At 42.6% G+C, this 14,925-nt stretch carries 15 protein-coding genes; 3 read left to right on the top strand and 12 right to left on the bottom strand.

Annotated features, from left to right (window positions below; genetic code table 11):
* Positions 1–81: 81 nt before the first annotated feature.
* Positions 82–1,290 carry an MFS transporter gene (locus NST99_RS20990; protein ID WP_341094151.1) on the bottom strand — a complete coding sequence of 403 codons (1,209 nt, stop codon included), beginning with the start codon at positions 1,288–1,290 and terminating at the stop codon, positions 82–84.
* A 128-nt stretch (positions 1,291–1,418) separates the two neighbouring features.
* On the bottom strand, positions 1,419–1,973 hold the full coding sequence (locus tag NST99_RS20995; protein WP_341094152.1) for a MarR family winged helix-turn-helix transcriptional regulator: 555 nt from the start codon (positions 1,971–1,973) through the stop codon (positions 1,419–1,421).
* Between the two features lie 292 nt (positions 1,974–2,265).
* Between NST99_RS20995 and NST99_RS21000 the strand changes: the two genes are divergently transcribed.
* The 3 genes from NST99_RS21000 (at position 2,266) to NST99_RS21010 (ending at position 3,740) form a co-directional block, all read left to right on the top strand.
* Positions 2,266–2,637: a hypothetical protein gene (locus NST99_RS21000; RefSeq protein WP_341094153.1), complete on the top strand. Its 372-nt coding sequence runs from the start codon at positions 2,266–2,268 to the stop codon at positions 2,635–2,637.
* The gene (locus tag NST99_RS21005; protein ID WP_341094155.1) at positions 2,609–3,202 is read left to right on the top strand and encodes a carcinine hydrolase/isopenicillin-N N-acyltransferase family protein; all 594 of its coding nucleotides are present in this window, start codon (positions 2,609–2,611) and stop codon (positions 3,200–3,202) included. Before NST99_RS21000 ends, NST99_RS21005 begins: the two co-directional genes overlap by 29 nt.
* 97 nt (positions 3,203–3,299) lie before the next feature.
* Entirely contained in the window at positions 3,300–3,740 is a 441-nt protein-coding gene (locus NST99_RS21010) for a DUF6376 family protein (RefSeq protein ID WP_341094156.1), read from the top strand.
* Between the two features lie 124 nt (positions 3,741–3,864).
* On the opposite strand, the gene NST99_RS21015 is transcribed toward NST99_RS21010, so the two are convergent.
* From NST99_RS21015 to NST99_RS21060, 10 genes are all read right to left on the bottom strand, one after another.
* Complete coding sequence (locus NST99_RS21015) at positions 3,865–4,770, bottom strand: hypothetical protein (protein WP_341094157.1); 906 nt, start codon at positions 4,768–4,770, stop codon at positions 3,865–3,867.
* Between the two features lie 291 nt (positions 4,771–5,061).
* Entirely contained in the window at positions 5,062–5,829 is a 768-nt protein-coding gene (locus NST99_RS21020; RefSeq protein ID WP_341094158.1) for a VOC family protein, read from the bottom strand.
* Positions 5,829–6,638: a pyrroline-5-carboxylate reductase gene (gene proC, locus NST99_RS21025; RefSeq protein WP_341094159.1), complete on the bottom strand. Its 810-nt coding sequence runs from the start codon at positions 6,636–6,638 to the stop codon at positions 5,829–5,831. The genes NST99_RS21020 and proC overlap by 1 nt, the downstream gene beginning before the upstream one ends.
* 17 nt (positions 6,639–6,655) lie before the next feature.
* Positions 6,656–7,486: a MetQ/NlpA family ABC transporter substrate-binding protein gene (locus NST99_RS21030; protein ID WP_341094160.1), complete on the bottom strand. Its 831-nt coding sequence runs from the start codon at positions 7,484–7,486 to the stop codon at positions 6,656–6,658.
* A gap of 12 nt (positions 7,487–7,498) precedes the next feature.
* Positions 7,499–8,518: a uroporphyrinogen decarboxylase family protein gene (locus tag NST99_RS21035; RefSeq protein ID WP_341094161.1), complete on the bottom strand. Its 1,020-nt coding sequence runs from the start codon at positions 8,516–8,518 to the stop codon at positions 7,499–7,501.
* A gap of 29 nt (positions 8,519–8,547) precedes the next feature.
* Positions 8,548–9,207 carry a methionine ABC transporter permease gene (locus NST99_RS21040; RefSeq protein ID WP_038593806.1) on the bottom strand — a complete coding sequence of 220 codons (660 nt, stop codon included), beginning with the start codon at positions 9,205–9,207 and terminating at the stop codon, positions 8,548–8,550.
* Positions 9,182–10,225 (bottom strand): methionine ABC transporter ATP-binding protein, encoded by a 1,044-nt coding sequence (locus NST99_RS21045; RefSeq protein WP_341094162.1) that lies wholly within the window; start codon positions 10,223–10,225, stop codon positions 9,182–9,184. The genes NST99_RS21040 and NST99_RS21045 overlap by 26 nt, the downstream gene beginning before the upstream one ends.
* Before the next feature lie 41 nt (positions 10,226–10,266).
* Positions 10,267–11,418 carry an amidohydrolase gene (locus NST99_RS21050; protein ID WP_445745039.1) on the bottom strand — a complete coding sequence of 384 codons (1,152 nt, stop codon included), beginning with the start codon at positions 11,416–11,418 and terminating at the stop codon, positions 10,267–10,269.
* Between the two features lie 30 nt (positions 11,419–11,448).
* Positions 11,449–12,132: a GntR family transcriptional regulator gene (locus NST99_RS21055; protein ID WP_076114509.1), complete on the bottom strand. Its 684-nt coding sequence runs from the start codon at positions 12,130–12,132 to the stop codon at positions 11,449–11,451.
* Positions 12,133–12,427: 295 nt separating this feature from the next.
* Positions 12,428–14,596: a glycosyl hydrolase gene (locus NST99_RS21060; protein ID WP_341094165.1), complete on the bottom strand. Its 2,169-nt coding sequence runs from the start codon at positions 14,594–14,596 to the stop codon at positions 12,428–12,430.
* Between the last annotated feature and the right edge of the window lie 329 nt (positions 14,597–14,925).

The following is a 14,925-nucleotide window of genomic DNA, read 5'->3' on the forward strand; positions in this document are numbered from 1 at the left end:
CAGAACGGATTCGTTAAAATGAAATCAAATGAGTAATCGTTATGATGTCATTTCATCGTTTTTTGTTTATTGATAACACATTTACTGGCTGTTTAACTCTCCTGCCTCATCATGATGAATAAGACATGCTGCTAGCAACCCAATGCACAGAATACATGCCAATAGAAGAAACGTAATTAAATAACTTGCATTATTCATCAATTGAAGCGAGATAATCGGACCGAAGCTTGTGCCTGTAAACAATATAAAAGTATATACGGATACAGCTATCCCGCGCATCTTGCCGCCCACTTGCCCAACAAGCGAAACAAGTGAAGGAACGGCTAGTGCGATCCCCCCCACAAAAAGGATGCTCATCACAATAAGAAGTGGCAGATTAGAAATCATCCCCATAGACGCCAAACCAATGATCGCTAGCAACAATCCACCGCGAAGCGTTCTACCTAAGCCGACATGCTTAGATATTCTTCCCGCGAATGGAGAAACGAGCATGCCTACTATGCCGATAATACGGACAGAAAGAATTTCTTGCTTGCTTAGCTCATATGGAGCTGTACTTAGATAGTTACCCAGCACTGTATACATGCTTACAAAAGACATAAGCAGAACGAATGCCACTAGATAACATAACACCAATTGTTTTTGAACAAACACTTTGCCAATTTGCTTAATAGGCTCCCAGATATTAGCGTGTGCCTGCTGGATACCTCCTTTGGGAAGGAAGAAGAACACTAATATGGCGGTCACCGCATAAACAACGGCAAGACTATAAAAAACAGCGTTCCAGCCATAATGCTCACTGAGTATACTACTAACCACTTGACCAACAATACCAGCAATCAGAAATCCTGTACTGATAAAACCAATGGTAGTTACCCGTTTTTCCGCTGGATACATCTCAACCGCATAGGCAAGTGCTACTGGAGAGAAGGTTGCTGCTGCTGCTCCCTGTAGTCCTCTTAATCCCAAAATCCATGCAAAGCTGTGAACGGTTCCCAGAATTAATGATATCAATGTCAGGAAAAGGAGCCCTGCAAATATAACGGTCTTACGTCCGTATTTATCGGACAGCGCGCCATAGATTAAGCAACCAATGGCAAAGCCTATCGAAAAAGTACTTCCCGCAGCGGCAGCATTCGTCGTGGAAATTTCAAAAAGCTGTGCAAACAATGTAATTAGCGGAATCGTTGCGTATAGACTGGACATGACAACAAGGCCGGTCCAGCAAAGGATAATGGTCATAAGCGTATAATTTCTAGTTGCACCCGTAGCATTGATTGAATTGTTCATATTACACCTCAATTATAAAATTTGTTCGAAGTTAGATTTCGTTGCGAAATGGGAGTTACATGGAAGCCGCAATTGAAAGTTTCATCTCTTTAATGTAATTAGATTATCTAACTATATGACCAAAAAAATCATCTGCCTGATCCAAGTCGTTTTTCTAAGCTTGCATTTAGTTTAACCAACACTTTTTGGAACACCGCTTGCTCCTCTTTATCTAATTCATCAACTAGGGATGCGCAAGTAGACCAGAACGTAGGCAATATTTGATTCACAAGCGTACTGCCTTCAGCGCTAATACGAACGTGAGTCATGCGGCCATCCTTGGCATACGGTTCACGAACAATCAAGTTTTTTTTCTCCAGCCATATTAACAAGGCCGTTACAGACGATCGGCGAATCCCCAACCGGTCTGCTATGGATGAAGGTGTCACCAACTCCTGATCTGCGTGAAGGGATAATAGGAGTAATAGATCCAGCTTGCTCTCCGTGATGTCAAAAGGAGCTAAATCAATATCCACCATGTCTAAAATGTTATCTCCCAGCCAGAGCATAATTAGTCCCAGATGCGCTGAATTTAGATTGGTATCGGATGAGGCTGTTCGCTCCATCAACTTCAAATAAGGTGATGTTCCAAGTCTCGGCAATTGTTGCTCAGTTGTATATTCCTTGGCAGGCTTTCTTTTCAATTTGTATACCTCCTTACTCCTATAGTTAGATTATCTAATTACTTTGAATATAACTGATTTCTTTTATTTTTGCAAACCAGATTAGAAACCAAAGGTAATCCTAAAGGCAGAGTTACCTAACATCAAGTATTCGAGAGTTGTACAGAATTCCGAAAATTCGAAGCTTGCTCTTCAGCTCGTGCCCCTCTTCGACCTGTCAACTATGCGCAGGTAATGACAGGACAATATGAAAGAAAAACAATATCATAGTACTTATAAAATTTCCGAAAAAATCTGAAAGAAGGCGCATAACATGTCAAACCAGTTTGTTAGCTTTTCAAAATTCGTCTCAGAGGGCAGCCATTACGAGATTGGCACTAAGCTGGCTCATACAGTCAGAAACAACCCGGAGCTTAGGAGTATCAATATACAAGGTGATTGTATGGATAGTTTTTTATTAAGAAAGAAACAAACCCTTTTAGATGAATTTTGTCCCGGAGTAAACGAGGAAATCCTTGGACTTTCAGACAGCTTAAAGATCCCACTGGGAAAATTGGCTGTATTTGCGGATCATGTAATAGAAGCTGGAGCATGCAGTCAATTCTCAGCTTTGCCAAGTATTACATCTGATGGGCACACTTTAATTGGCAGAAGTTATGAATTTTCTACTGAAGATGAGATGTGAGGATGCCATATATCTTTTGAAGAATATGCCTATACGAAGCAATGTAAACCTGCTAATTGCTGATACTTACGGAAATGCCACAATAGCTGAAACTGCCTGTTTCGGAGACGATAGGAAAATATCTTTTAGAAACAGTGAAGATTTCCTTGTTGCAACAAATCATTATGAGAGCAACGAAATGTTGCCTTATGATAATAACCGGAGAAGGCATTCTGTTATTCGATATAACACTATAAAAGATTACTTCTCAAAAAAGAAAGGATCTATTTCTGTAGAATCAATAAAGACAATACTGGAGGAAAAAGTGCCAAAGGGCGTATGTTGCCCATTTTATGAAGATGGTTTAGGAACCTTGCATTCAATGGTTTTTGACACGACGGAGATTAGCGTACAGGTGTGTTTTGGGGCAGCATCCCCGCAAAAATGGGAAACAATTTCCTTTAATAGTCCATGTGAAAATTCTAAAATACAAGTCCCCATAAATAACGAGTTCCCCCTAAACCCCAAAACCTTTTGGGAGCACTTAAATCCTGGAAGTATGGAGCAGTATCGTCTTCATCGGTAATCGTAGCCGCATATCACTTTCATGCAACCTGATGCCCTTCTGGCCGTATGAACTACAGTAAACTTGGCACATACAATACTCTAAAGGAGTGACGCAAATGAAGAAATATGGCTTAAGTCTGCTGCTACTCATCTTGCTGGTTGTACCGGGTTGCGGGATTGCGGAAAAGGTAGGAGACAGCGTCAATTTCACCGCCGATACAGCTTCTTATATGCAAACTTTGACGGAGTTCGGACAAGAGATGGGGACCTGGGCTACAGATGCTGCCACAGACCCGCAGGCCAGGGATGAATTAAAGGATAGGCTGGTTGCCCTCAAGGAACAGATCGTCCAATATGCCGGGCTTCAGGTTCCGGAATATGCGGCAGACCTGCATCAATCTATTGTCGGATACAATGAAACACTGCAGCAAGGACTGGATCAGGCCATAACTAACCTGGAAGAAGGAAAAGCCGCCTTCGAATCGACAGGTATTCCCGAGACTATAAACCAAGTCAACGAGCTATTGAACCAGATCACCCAGGTTATCCCGCAGTAACAGCCTAAATAAGCGCTCGAGGTATGGGAAAACATACCTCGAGCGCTTTTTCTTTTGTCCGCCGCATCTAAGGAAGCACGTGAAAAAGAAGTGGCAGGTTTCTCCACTTCTCTCAAATATTCATTTACGATGCTATTTCTGTTTTTTGTACACTAGTTACAATCTCTTGGCTGATAGGAATGACTGCCTTTTTATCCTCCTGCTCTTCAAAATTCCCATGTTTATCTAGCGTATAACAACTCTTTATCAGGTAGCCCTGTTGACAATTGGGACAATGACCAAACTTAAATCCATATTTAACATTAGTATCTGAAGCCACATCCTCACAAAGCGTCTTTTGTTCTGTGATATAATTTGTTAATCCTTCACCGTTGTTATTTTGTATGTATTGATTGATTTCACTTAATACCGGTTCTATCATTTCATCATTTACGTCCAAAAGTTTATGTTCCTGTAGATACGCTTTGTTACATGAAGAACAATGTGTCTTACCACTTGTCACCAGCAATCCGGCACTTAGACCACCTATTAATAAACCAACACATTGTATGAGGAATTTGCTGATGTTCACCCACTTATTGGGTTCAATATCTATGGCATTGCTCACATGCCCTCTTGAAAATATGCTTAAACTGCTATTATTAAATTTATAATCATAATAATTCAATAGAGTTATAGGTTCATCTGATTCTCCAAACACAAAATTGCTTATATGCTCCCCCTCAAACTTATAATTAATTTCATTGGATGATGAGACATATGCCATTTGATATTCTCCATACATAAACCCGCTAAATGAAAGTAATATGAAAATAAGCGAAATTAAGTAGCTGTTTTTATTCGGCTTTAATCCCTGTCTCACAGTTTTAGAAAAATATCCGAAGGTGGCTATACCTCCGAGAATAATCCCCCCTACCGGAATAATGAATAACACAGAAAAGCTGAAAAAGTTAAAACCTAAGAGACTCAAGATAAGCAATTGCACAATTACTGATACTGCCGCTGTTATTACTCCCCAAACCCATTTCATAAATAGTACTTCCTCCTCTTTCTGAATAAGATATATTTTAACATCTGATGCAAAATGCCCCAATAATAAAAATTACATCATTTTTCGACAGTTCAATCTTGTATTCCTGCCTGTTCAGCTGGCTTGGGCTGCGAGAAGATTTTGAGAATACGGCTGCCAGTGCTAATCCGCTTTATCGGCAGGGAAATGGGGATAAACACATTCTCTCTGCAAAACGCAGATAGGGTTGTTACCGCGCTACGCGATAACAACCCATTTTCAAACCAAGGAAATCAGTTGATGCAGTTACTTTTAAACAAACACATATTCACCAGCACCAACTTGAATCGTCTTCCCTTTTAACCCGATGGAATCTGTTTCAAAAATGACCTGTTTGAATTGGTTCTCATCCCCTTGCATAAAAGCAAAAGAATTATCTCCAATCTTAAGGGTGAAGGTGTTATTAACCTCTGACTGTTCAATTGGCAGTCCAAATAACTCTCCCCAATGTTCAGCGGCGGCTGCAGGATCTGAGACACGGAATACCGCCCTCACGATTTCCGCATGTCCCGCAGGATGGGATTGAATGACTCCGGATGCCGTTAACCGTTCCAATCGCTCTTCATCCGTCCCGTTCCATTGAATGATAAACGGATAGACCAGTCCTTGAAAGTCTCCATCAATGGTCATCATCCGCCACTCTATTAATCTTCCTTCATTATCCAGACGTTTACCATCGATTATAGGAGATAATGATAAGCCTGCCGCCTTCAAGGAGGCAGCGATTTCTTCAATATCATTCGTCCGGATCACAACTCTGCTTAAGACTTCCTGCTCAGGAAGAAGGTTAACCGCATCCCTCACTACAACATTGTGTTCGGTTGCCTTTGCTAATTCCAGATTCTCAATGCCGAGAAACTCAAGATACGTTAGCCCAAAATAACTTAAGGCATTATAGGTTCCCCAATCCTTATGAGAACCTCCCTTGAAAGCAACCAAACCATAACCGCCGAAGATTTCAACCGGTTTATCCAGATCATTCACATAGTGTACTAAATGATCCCATTTCAAGGTTGCCATTATTCCTTCACTCCCAGCTCAGTAGTGCGCTTCACGGCTGCCAGAACACTTCTTTGCAGTCCGGCCGCGAAATCACTGTTGTTCAGCTCGTACAAGCCGTGAATACCAACACCGCCAGGCGAATTATTAATATCAAGCAATTGTCTTGGATGTAGACCTGTCTGCTGCAGCATCACAACCGCTCCCATAACATTCTCCAGCGCTACCTTCCAAGCTTGCTCCCGTGGCAGTCCGGCGAGGACACCCGCATCCGCAAGAGATTCAATGAAATAATAGATATAATTAGGTCCAGCCACACCGAACCCAGTGAAGATATCTATATATGACTCCTCCAGATATTGTACTTTGCCGAACCCGAGCAGGAACTTCTCAACTTGATCACGAGTGGCGTAGGCATTTAAGGCTACACCACTATATCCGTAACCCGTATCAGTCAACGTATTGGGAATGACCCGAATGATTGGGCGTTCAGCTCCAAAATATTGTCCTAACTGCACAATCGTTACCCCCGCCACAATCGATACGACTGCAGCAGCAGGTGAAGCGAATTGTTGCACAATTTGTCCGAGTGCAGTCAAATCATCCTGTGGGCGAACTGCAACTACAATCAACTCTGCTGTTGAGAGGCCATGCTCCTGCGAACTATCCGTATTTACGCTGTATTTTGTATTCAACAACTGAAGACGGGCTTCATTAATATCGGATACACTGATTTGATCTGCAGACAGGCTATCATTGGCAATACTTGCGCGGATGATAGCTTCCGCCATCTGTCCTCCGCCAATAAAATGAATCTTTTGCTTGGTCACGTACGTTCACTCCTTACTTAATTATTTTTCCATGCTTCAGGCAAAATGAAACCATCATATTTCTCGATTCCAAGGATATATTCTTCAAACTCTTTGGATTCATAGGCAGCCTTCAAGTCCTTGGCCCACTGGGAATCTTCATCCTTTTTGTTAACCGATACGATGATTCTGTGCTGCATTGGCGTGTTTTCAATCTTGAGTGCATCCGTAATCTTTCTGTCAGGTGAATTCGCAATATAATTACCGTTCACAACACCATAATCCACATCTTGAAGGGAAACCAGAATTTGCGCCGGGTCCAAAATTTTAATATCAATATTATACTTATCCGGCTCCATGCTGTTAATGTTGAAGTCCGCTACACCTGCTCCTTCTTTAATTTTGATCCAGCCCAATTCCTCCAGAATACGAAGTGCACGCTCCTGGTTAACCGGATCGTTGGGAACCGCCACCGTTGTACCATCTTTAACATCGTCAAGAGTAGTATGATTTACGGAATAAAGACCTTGTGGAGCACCTGGTACATAAGCAATTCCTGTCATGTCTGCGTTAATTTCTTTATTAATGGCTTCCATGTAAGCTGTACTTTGGAATATGCTCGCGTCAATGGAGCCTTCCTTCATCGCCGGATTAACCTGCATGTTTTGCGAGAAGGTTTTAATGTCAACTTTATAGCCTTGTTTCTCCAGGATCGGCAGAATCGACTGACGGAATTGTTCCTCATAGGTTCCGACACCGAATCCAACGGTAAGCTTCTTCTTATCTCCAGAACTTTCTGCTTCCTTATTGCCGCAGGCCGTTAACACCGCCAGAACACCTATCAACATTACTAACATTAACTTTTTCATTACCTTCATCTCCTATTCAAATACTGAGTTTTTTAGTTGTTCTAACGCCTCATCTGTAACATTTAGCGGGATCGCACAATTTGGCGAGAGAATAAAAGGCTGGTTTTTCATTAACGTCAAAGCTTCCTTCGCCTGCTTTTGAATTTGATCTGTATTGTTTACTGCAAACAATCCATGATCAACGCCGCCTACTTTAGTAGCTTTAAGATTCGCTTCTAAACCTGGATTGCCTTCGGCTATAGTATCCCAGCTGATTCCATCAATACGATAATCATTGAATTTCTCCGGCTTTGCATGCGATCCACAGGTATGAAGGATGTTTTTGCCATAGCTTGCGGCCTCCAACACAATAGAATCATAGGGTCTGGAGAACTCATCGAACATCGCTTCATCAAATAATCCCGGATGTGCTGTACCTGTCACCGCATAGAACAAACCATCTGAACCCGCTTGCTGCAACTCTTTCACATAATCGGCTAAGGTTAAAGAAATTACATGTAATGCATGGTGTGCTGCCGCTCTATGCTCTTTAAACAACGATTCCAAAGTAACAGGCTGCTCAATGCCAAACACAGTTTTTGTTACATAAGCAGAACGCCCAACGATAAACAGCAACACCGTTAATGGCGAAAATATCGTTTGGATCAGCGGGGTGTCAGGTAACCCTTGACGAATTTTTCTGACCGCCTCTAAATGCTCCAGCAGCGATGCAGTCTGGGTTGCCTTTTTCACTTCGAGATCCCACAGGTTATCGGCTGTAGGAATAGCAGTCGTCTTCTGTCTTGGAAAGACAGTCTGATAATCCGTAAAGTCATACTGATTACCCCAAGCTTCAGCTAAATAAGTTGCTCTAGGATTAATTTTGACCCAGTCCCAATCATATTTTTGCGTGAAAGAAATCGTTGTTGCTGCTAAATCTTCTGCATTTTGTTCCTTGTCAATAAAATGACGCCATCCGCTGACAATGTGACGATCCGCCCGTTCTCCGGACAATATTGCTTTAAACCGATCCTGCTTACTCCATTCACTCATCTGCCAATCCCTCCATGTCTCTGTAATAACTAATAGCGGCGAATTTTTCTTGCCAGCTTGTTACCTAAAGATTGAATGCCTTGCACCAAAATGATGAGAATAAGAACGGTGGCAACCACAACTACGGTGTCAAAACGCTGGTATCCATAGACTATAGCCAAGTTGCCGACTCCGCCGCCGCCTACTGTTCCGGCCATTGCAGTTGCACCTATCAATCCGATCGTTGCTGTTGTCAATGACAGGATTAAGGATCCGACCGCTTCCGGCAACAGAAAGTACCAGATAACTTGAAAGGGAGTAGCTCCCATCGCCTCTGCGGCTTCCAGAATTCCCGGGTTCACTTCAAGCAGCGAGTTCTCTACCAAACGTCCTATATAAGGTGCGATATAGATAATTAGAGGTACGATCGCTGCGCTTGTCCCAATCGAAGTATGCACAATGGCCCGTGTAAACGGAACAATCGCAACCAACAAAATAATAAAGGGTAGAGAGCGAATGATGTTGATCATCGGATTTATGATGGCGTAAAGGGCTTTGTTCTCCAATACACCGCCTGGACGAGTGATTACTAGCAATATCCCGATTGGAATCCCGAGCAGGGAACCAAGAAACAAGGAGAACCCTACCATTTGAATCGTTTCTATTATGGCCTGCATAAATTGTTCACTTGTTACTGTGGTCGAAAACATAAGATTCTACCTCCTCTACACCGACTCCGCTTCTTTTCAGGAAAGCTAAAGCATTGTTAATCTCTGATTGCTCTCCATTTAATTGAATGATCACTGTTCCGAGTGTCGTTTCTTGAATCTCCGTCATATTCGCAAATAAAATATTGACCTTTATCTCGGAAGAACGAATCATCTCATACAGAACGGGCTCAGATGCATTTTCACCAACAAAATTAAGTTTATAGAGCAGACTTCCATGTTCTGCTTTTATTGATTTTTGAACGCTGGACGTCATGCTGTTTTGAATAACGGTTTTCACAAAATTTTGCGTGGTCTCATGTTTGGGTTGACCAAATACATCCAGCACGCTTCCTTGCTCGATGATCCGCCCCTCTTCCATCACAGCCACCTTGTTGCAAATCTCTTGAATGACAGACATTTCATGCGTAATGATCATCACCGTAATGTTGTATTCCGCATTGATTTTTTTCAAAAGCTGTAAAATAGATCGTGTTGTCTGTGGATCTAAGGCAGAAGTCGCTTCGTCACACAGCAGGATAGACGGATTCGAGGCAAGCGCTCTGGCAATCCCGACCCGCTGCTTCTGTCCACCTGATAATTCACTCGGGTAGCTTCCAGCCTTGTCACTTAATCCGACAAACTCAAGCAGCTCCTGTACCCGCTTGCGGATTTCATCTTTATTCTTTTTCAGCAGAACGAGAGGAATCGCGACATTATCAAATACTTTTTTAGATTCTAACAGGTTAAAATGTTGAAAAATCATGCCGATATTTTTCTTGGCCGCCCTCAGCTCTTTGTCGTTGTAGGTTCCTAAATCACGCCCGGCTACTAGAACCTGGCCTTTTGTGGGTCTTTCCAAATAATTGACTAAACGGATTAATGTGCTTTTTCCCGCACCACTATAGCCGATAACCCCGAATATATCGCCTTTTTCAACCTTTAAATTGATCCCTTGCAGAGCATCAATCGTAATATCCTTGCGAGTGAATGTTTTGTACACATTCTTTAATTCAATCATGTTCATTCCCCTCAATCATATTGTAGATTTAAGATTTAGGATTAAGCCCTCTCTAGCAGCTTCTGAAGTGCTTGCTCTGACAATGAAGCAAAATATTTAGCGGCAGGCAGTATAGCTGCCTCATCCACATCGAAACGGGGGTGATGCAAAGCATAGGCCGGGCCTGTTCCGATATTTACAAATGCACCCGGTATCTGCTGTAAATAATATGAGAAATCTTCTCCCCCCATTTGCGGCGGGATATCATGCACATCATATCCGGCTCCTATGGCGACCTCTTTGGTGAAGTCAGCCCAGTCCCCATGATTAATAGTTGCTGGCGGGCCAGGATACCAGTGCAATTGCGCCTCAGCCCCGGCTCCTGCAGCAATCCCTTCGATAATTCGGGTCATTTGTATAGGAATCTGGCGGCGGATCTCTTCATTGTAAGTACGTACCGTACCTTCTAATTCAACTTTTTCCGGCAATACATTCCATGTGAAGCCCCCGTTAATTCTGGTAACACTTAACACAACCGGCTCTAAAGTATTATTTTGGCGGCTTACGACGGTTTGCAGCATTGTAACAATTTGCGCAGCGGTCACAATCGAATCCACACCTTTTTCCGGAGTAGCAGCATGAGCGCCAACGCCTTTTACAGTGATTTCAAACCGGTCAACACCTGCCGTTAAAGCTCCCGACCTCGTTCCAAAAGATCCTGTTGGCAAGTCTGGTGAGTTATGTAAACCGAATATAGCAGCTACATCCTTGAGGCCTCCTGATGCTAAGACACTTTCCGCCCCGTGTCCTGTTTCTTCTGCCGGCTGGAACAAGACTCTAACTCTTCCCGGCAATTCACTTTCACGCTCTTTCAGCAACAAGGCAGCGCCTAAGATGGTAGCGGTGTGAAAGTCATGGCCACATGCATGCATTTTTCCTGGAATCTCTGAGGCAAAAGGTAATTCCGTTTGTTCTTCTATCGGGAGTGCATCAATATCACAGCGAATGGCCACAACAGGCCCGTCACCTTGTCCAATCTCTGCGATAAGTCCCGTCTCTAAAGGGAGGTCTAAAATATGTATATTGGCAGTTGTCAGCCATTCCTGCAGTTTCTCTGTTGTTCTGAACTCTTCATATGCCAGCTCTGGTTCTCGATGCAGGTTTCTTCGAACCTCTATTAATTGACTAGCTAAAGCTTGATCAATCTTATGCAGTGGCTTCATAGGTGAAGTAATCCCCTTTCGTTATGGGCCGATATGGTCTATCTCGTTTTCTTCCATCCCTTTGATTCGCGCAAGCGCAGTAGATAAGCTGCTTAGAATATGATCCCGCATTGCTTTTTCTGCACCATCTTCATTTTTGTCAGCGATCATTTGCAGGATATAATTATGTTCTTCATCCGCCTGTGTGTTCCAATCTCCATGCATGGAGACATAGCGACAGTAGCGAAGCGAATGATCTCTTAATTGATTCAGAACTTTCTCAAACGTTCTAAGTTCACTGATTTCAGATAAATAATCATGGAACTCAAAACCATAGGATACAAAATCCTGTTTATCACCTAGCTGGAAGGAATGTTTGATTCGCTCCATCATCGTTGTTAAATGTAGAATATCTTTATCTGTAGCATGCTTAGCTGCACTTCTAGCAATATAGCCTTCAAGCATGCTGCGAATCAGAAAAACCTCTTCCACCTCTTTGATAGTTACGGAGGCTACCCGCAACCTGCCATTTGGCTGACGAACGAGAAAATCCTCATTCTCCAATCTCTGAATGGCCTCTCTTAAAGGAGTCCGGCTGACCCCGAGCAACGCCGCCAAATTTTCTTCATTTACCGCTTGATTCGGCTCTAACTCACTATCAATAATTTTTTGTTTTAATGCATAGTAGGTATTATCCTTAGACAACCTTCGTGATCGTATCACCATACCTATATTGCTCCTCATCGATAATTTGAGAATGGCTTTAAATTTATTTGTATAATTGTATACAATTATTAAATTAATAGATTAAATAGATGATTATTTCAAAACACGTCTTTGTTTTTCAAGCTTTTTTCATACTATAAACCTATTATTCCCCCTAGTCAAGTGGGTATTATGGGTGAATAAAAGCTTTTATTGTATAAGAGGAACAGAATTCCTATCAAACAACCCAGTACCGCACCGGCACTGGGTTTGTTGTATATTTGAAGGGACGTTATGGAACAGCCCTTTTACTATTTTAAGGCTCAATCCCCCATACTAAAGTATCGTTTTGGTATAGTGTAACTTTCTCCCAATCGATGAAGGCGTTTTGAGCTCCGCCAAACGAGTAGTCGTCCACTTCATTAAAGTTTGACCAGTCGCTTTTCGCAGCACGGAATTGAATGTCACCACTCTGTCCTCCTGCTGCGATGGAGCCTGCATTTGCGCTAAAGGACAACTCCAGGTAAGTGTCAGCACCCGTTTTCGCCTCACTTAAAGGTGTGAAAGTTCCGGTTACATTGCTGCTTCCAATCTGCGCCCAATCCGTCCAGAAGTTCATTGCTGCGCTTCCTTCTTTCGTGAAATAATAACGTATTTTGAGAGCATTCAAATCTACTGCAGCTGTTCCTGTACTTACAATATTGAATGAAGCACTGATCGAATTGTCTGTTGCACTACTGTTATTTACTTTGTATTGAACCTTGAGTGAGCCTGTAGCCGGAGCCTGTGGAATTACGCTAACTTCAGTAGAGTTAACGCTGGTTCCTACGCTGTTTACCGCATTCACCACATAAAAATATGCAGTACCATTCGTAACATTGTTGTCTGTGAAGCTTGTACCCGTTACATTTGTTGCCACAGTCTCATAAGGCCCGCCGCTAACTGCTGCACGTTGTACCGTATAACCAGCCGCACCACTGGATGCTTTCCAGCTAATTGTGGCTTGATTATCGCCTGCCTTTACCGCTACATTGCTAGGTGCCTCCGGTGCTTTATCGGGATTCGTCGGATTATTCTTCCAATCCGGTAATTCATCCAATGTCACCACGTATTCGTGATTATATAGCTTATTCAGATGAGCCAATGAATTTGTTATTCCGTCTTTTAAGTGCTCTCCTTCCCAAGTACAGAACCAACTCCAATCGGCATTATATAGTTGTAATAGCTCAGGATCTGGAATGGAACCGTTTTCACTTAACGCTACAAGTTTATGATCATTACCCAGTGCTACAAGTTGATCGAATTTTCCGATCTGTGGACTGTAATCCCCTTTGCTTGGATAGGAATCGTAACTTACAATATCTACAACGTCATCCCCCGGATACCACTCTTCGGCAACGGAGTTCCATACCCAAATGAGGTTATTCAAGTGGTGCATATTCGTTAAACGATCATACACAATACGGTATAATTCTTTAGCTGGCCCCGGACCTTTTGCTCCCCACCAGAACCATCCGCCTTCGGCTTCATGCAATGGACGGAACAATACTGGAACATCCGCATCCTGCAATCTTTTTAATTGGACAGCTATGGCATCAATATCTCTTAATAACAGCTGATAATCTTCAGAAGCTTTATGTTCAAGAGCATAACTTAGGTCGAATGTGGTTGAGTCTGTGTAGAAACCTCTCCACCATTCTTTTCCTGGCTGATCAATGAGGTCTTTGGGTGCGTTCCAATGCCAAGCAAAAGTCACAATCCCATTTTGGCCGTCCCATTGGATGGCTTGATCAATCTCGTTAGAGGTAGTCCCCCGCTCGACTCGTGATGGTGAATAATCCATCAGATCAAATCCGACAACTGCCGGTTTCTTTCCGGTATTGGCTTGCAACCAGCTCACATTGTCATATTCCTGCTGTCCTGAAAGAATGGCTTTGCCATAATTATCAACAAGATAGCCCATCAATGCTTTAGCTTCCGGTGTTGCAGCCGGATTGACTAAAGCGTCCGTCACTTGGTGAGGGGCAGGAGCAGCTGCAGGTTCTACTTTGACATAATCAATTAGATACCAGCCCCAGTGATTTTCAATTCGAATTGTATTCTCTCCTGCATTTAATAACGCTTTTGTCACTGGAATTTCAGTAAATTCAGTCGTTTCCGCAAAATCAGCCACTCCGGCGGGCACTCCGTTTATAGACAGATTAGCCTGTTTATAGCCGTAAATCGCATTGTACCTGATATAGATTTGATATAGCCCCGTCGTTTCCACCATTGTCGTAACGGTTACAGAATCGCCAGCGGTGTCAAACCCTGTAACATACCCTGTGCCGGAAAAGCCGGAAACTGCCGTGTCGACAGTAGTTCCACTTAATATACCATCCTCTGCTTCATAAATCTTAGTCTGGGTGTTTGCGGAAGCTGCTGCCGGAATAACGGATAGAACCACAGATAGCAATATGAATATGATTCCAAGCCTTTTCATCATAATTCCCTTCCTCCCATTAATTTTTTTAAAAGTAAGCGCTTTCTATATTGATCTATCCCCTCCCTTCAAATGCTAGACTCCACTCTATTTTAAAACAAAACAAGAACAATATCATCATAATTTTGTATTTTAGGATATATTTGGTATGTAAAATATGGATTTGCCCATTAATCCGGGACTTCACTTCCTTCTCAGCCATTGGAACAGCCCCTGCCAATTCCAGAACCCTATATTTCTGCGATAGTTCCCCGAAGACCTGATCAGTAAAAGAAACTAAAAGACACTAACGCAGGTTAGTGTCTTTGTCTGTTCATAGCTTGCAATTTTAT

Origin of the sequence: Paenibacillus sp. FSL L8-0470, assembly GCF_038008625.1 — a bacterium.
Taxonomy (GTDB): domain Bacteria; phylum Bacillota; class Bacilli; order Paenibacillales; family Paenibacillaceae; genus Paenibacillus_AQ.

Bases quoted from the DNA above. Each gene is read 5' to 3' on its own strand.
- NST99_RS20990 (WP_341094151.1), bottom strand. From the start codon at position 1,290: ATGAACAATTCAATCAATGCTACGGGTGCAACTAGAAATTATACGCTT.
- NST99_RS21000 (WP_341094153.1), top strand. From the start codon at position 2,266: ATGTCAAACCAGTTTGTTAGCTTTTCAAAATTCGTCTCAGAGGGCAGC.
- NST99_RS21005 (WP_341094155.1), top strand. From the start codon at position 2,609: ATGAATTTTCTACTGAAGATGAGATGTGAGGATGCCATATATCTTTTG.
- NST99_RS21010 (WP_341094156.1), top strand. From the start codon at position 3,300: ATGAAGAAATATGGCTTAAGTCTGCTGCTACTCATCTTGCTGGTTGTA.
- NST99_RS21015 (WP_341094157.1), bottom strand. From the start codon at position 4,770: ATGAAATGGGTTTGGGGAGTAATAACAGCGGCAGTATCAGTAATTGTG.
- NST99_RS21020 (WP_341094158.1), bottom strand. From the start codon at position 5,829: ATGGCAACCTTGAAATGGGATCATTTAGTACACTATGTGAATGATCTG.
- NST99_RS21030 (WP_341094160.1), bottom strand. From the start codon at position 7,486: ATGAAAAAGTTAATGTTAGTAATGTTGATAGGTGTTCTGGCGGTGTTA.
- NST99_RS21035 (WP_341094161.1), bottom strand. From the start codon at position 8,518: ATGAGTGAATGGAGTAAGCAGGATCGGTTTAAAGCAATATTGTCCGGA.
- NST99_RS21040 (WP_038593806.1), bottom strand. From the start codon at position 9,207: ATGTTTTCGACCACAGTAACAAGTGAACAATTTATGCAGGCCATAATA.
- NST99_RS21045 (WP_341094162.1), bottom strand. From the start codon at position 10,225: ATGATTGAATTAAAGAATGTGTACAAAACATTCACTCGCAAGGATATT.
- NST99_RS21055 (WP_076114509.1), bottom strand. From the start codon at position 12,132: ATGGTGATACGATCACGAAGGTTGTCTAAGGATAATACCTACTATGCA.
- NST99_RS21060 (WP_341094165.1), bottom strand. From the start codon at position 14,596: ATGATGAAAAGGCTTGGAATCATATTCATATTGCTATCTGTGGTTCTA.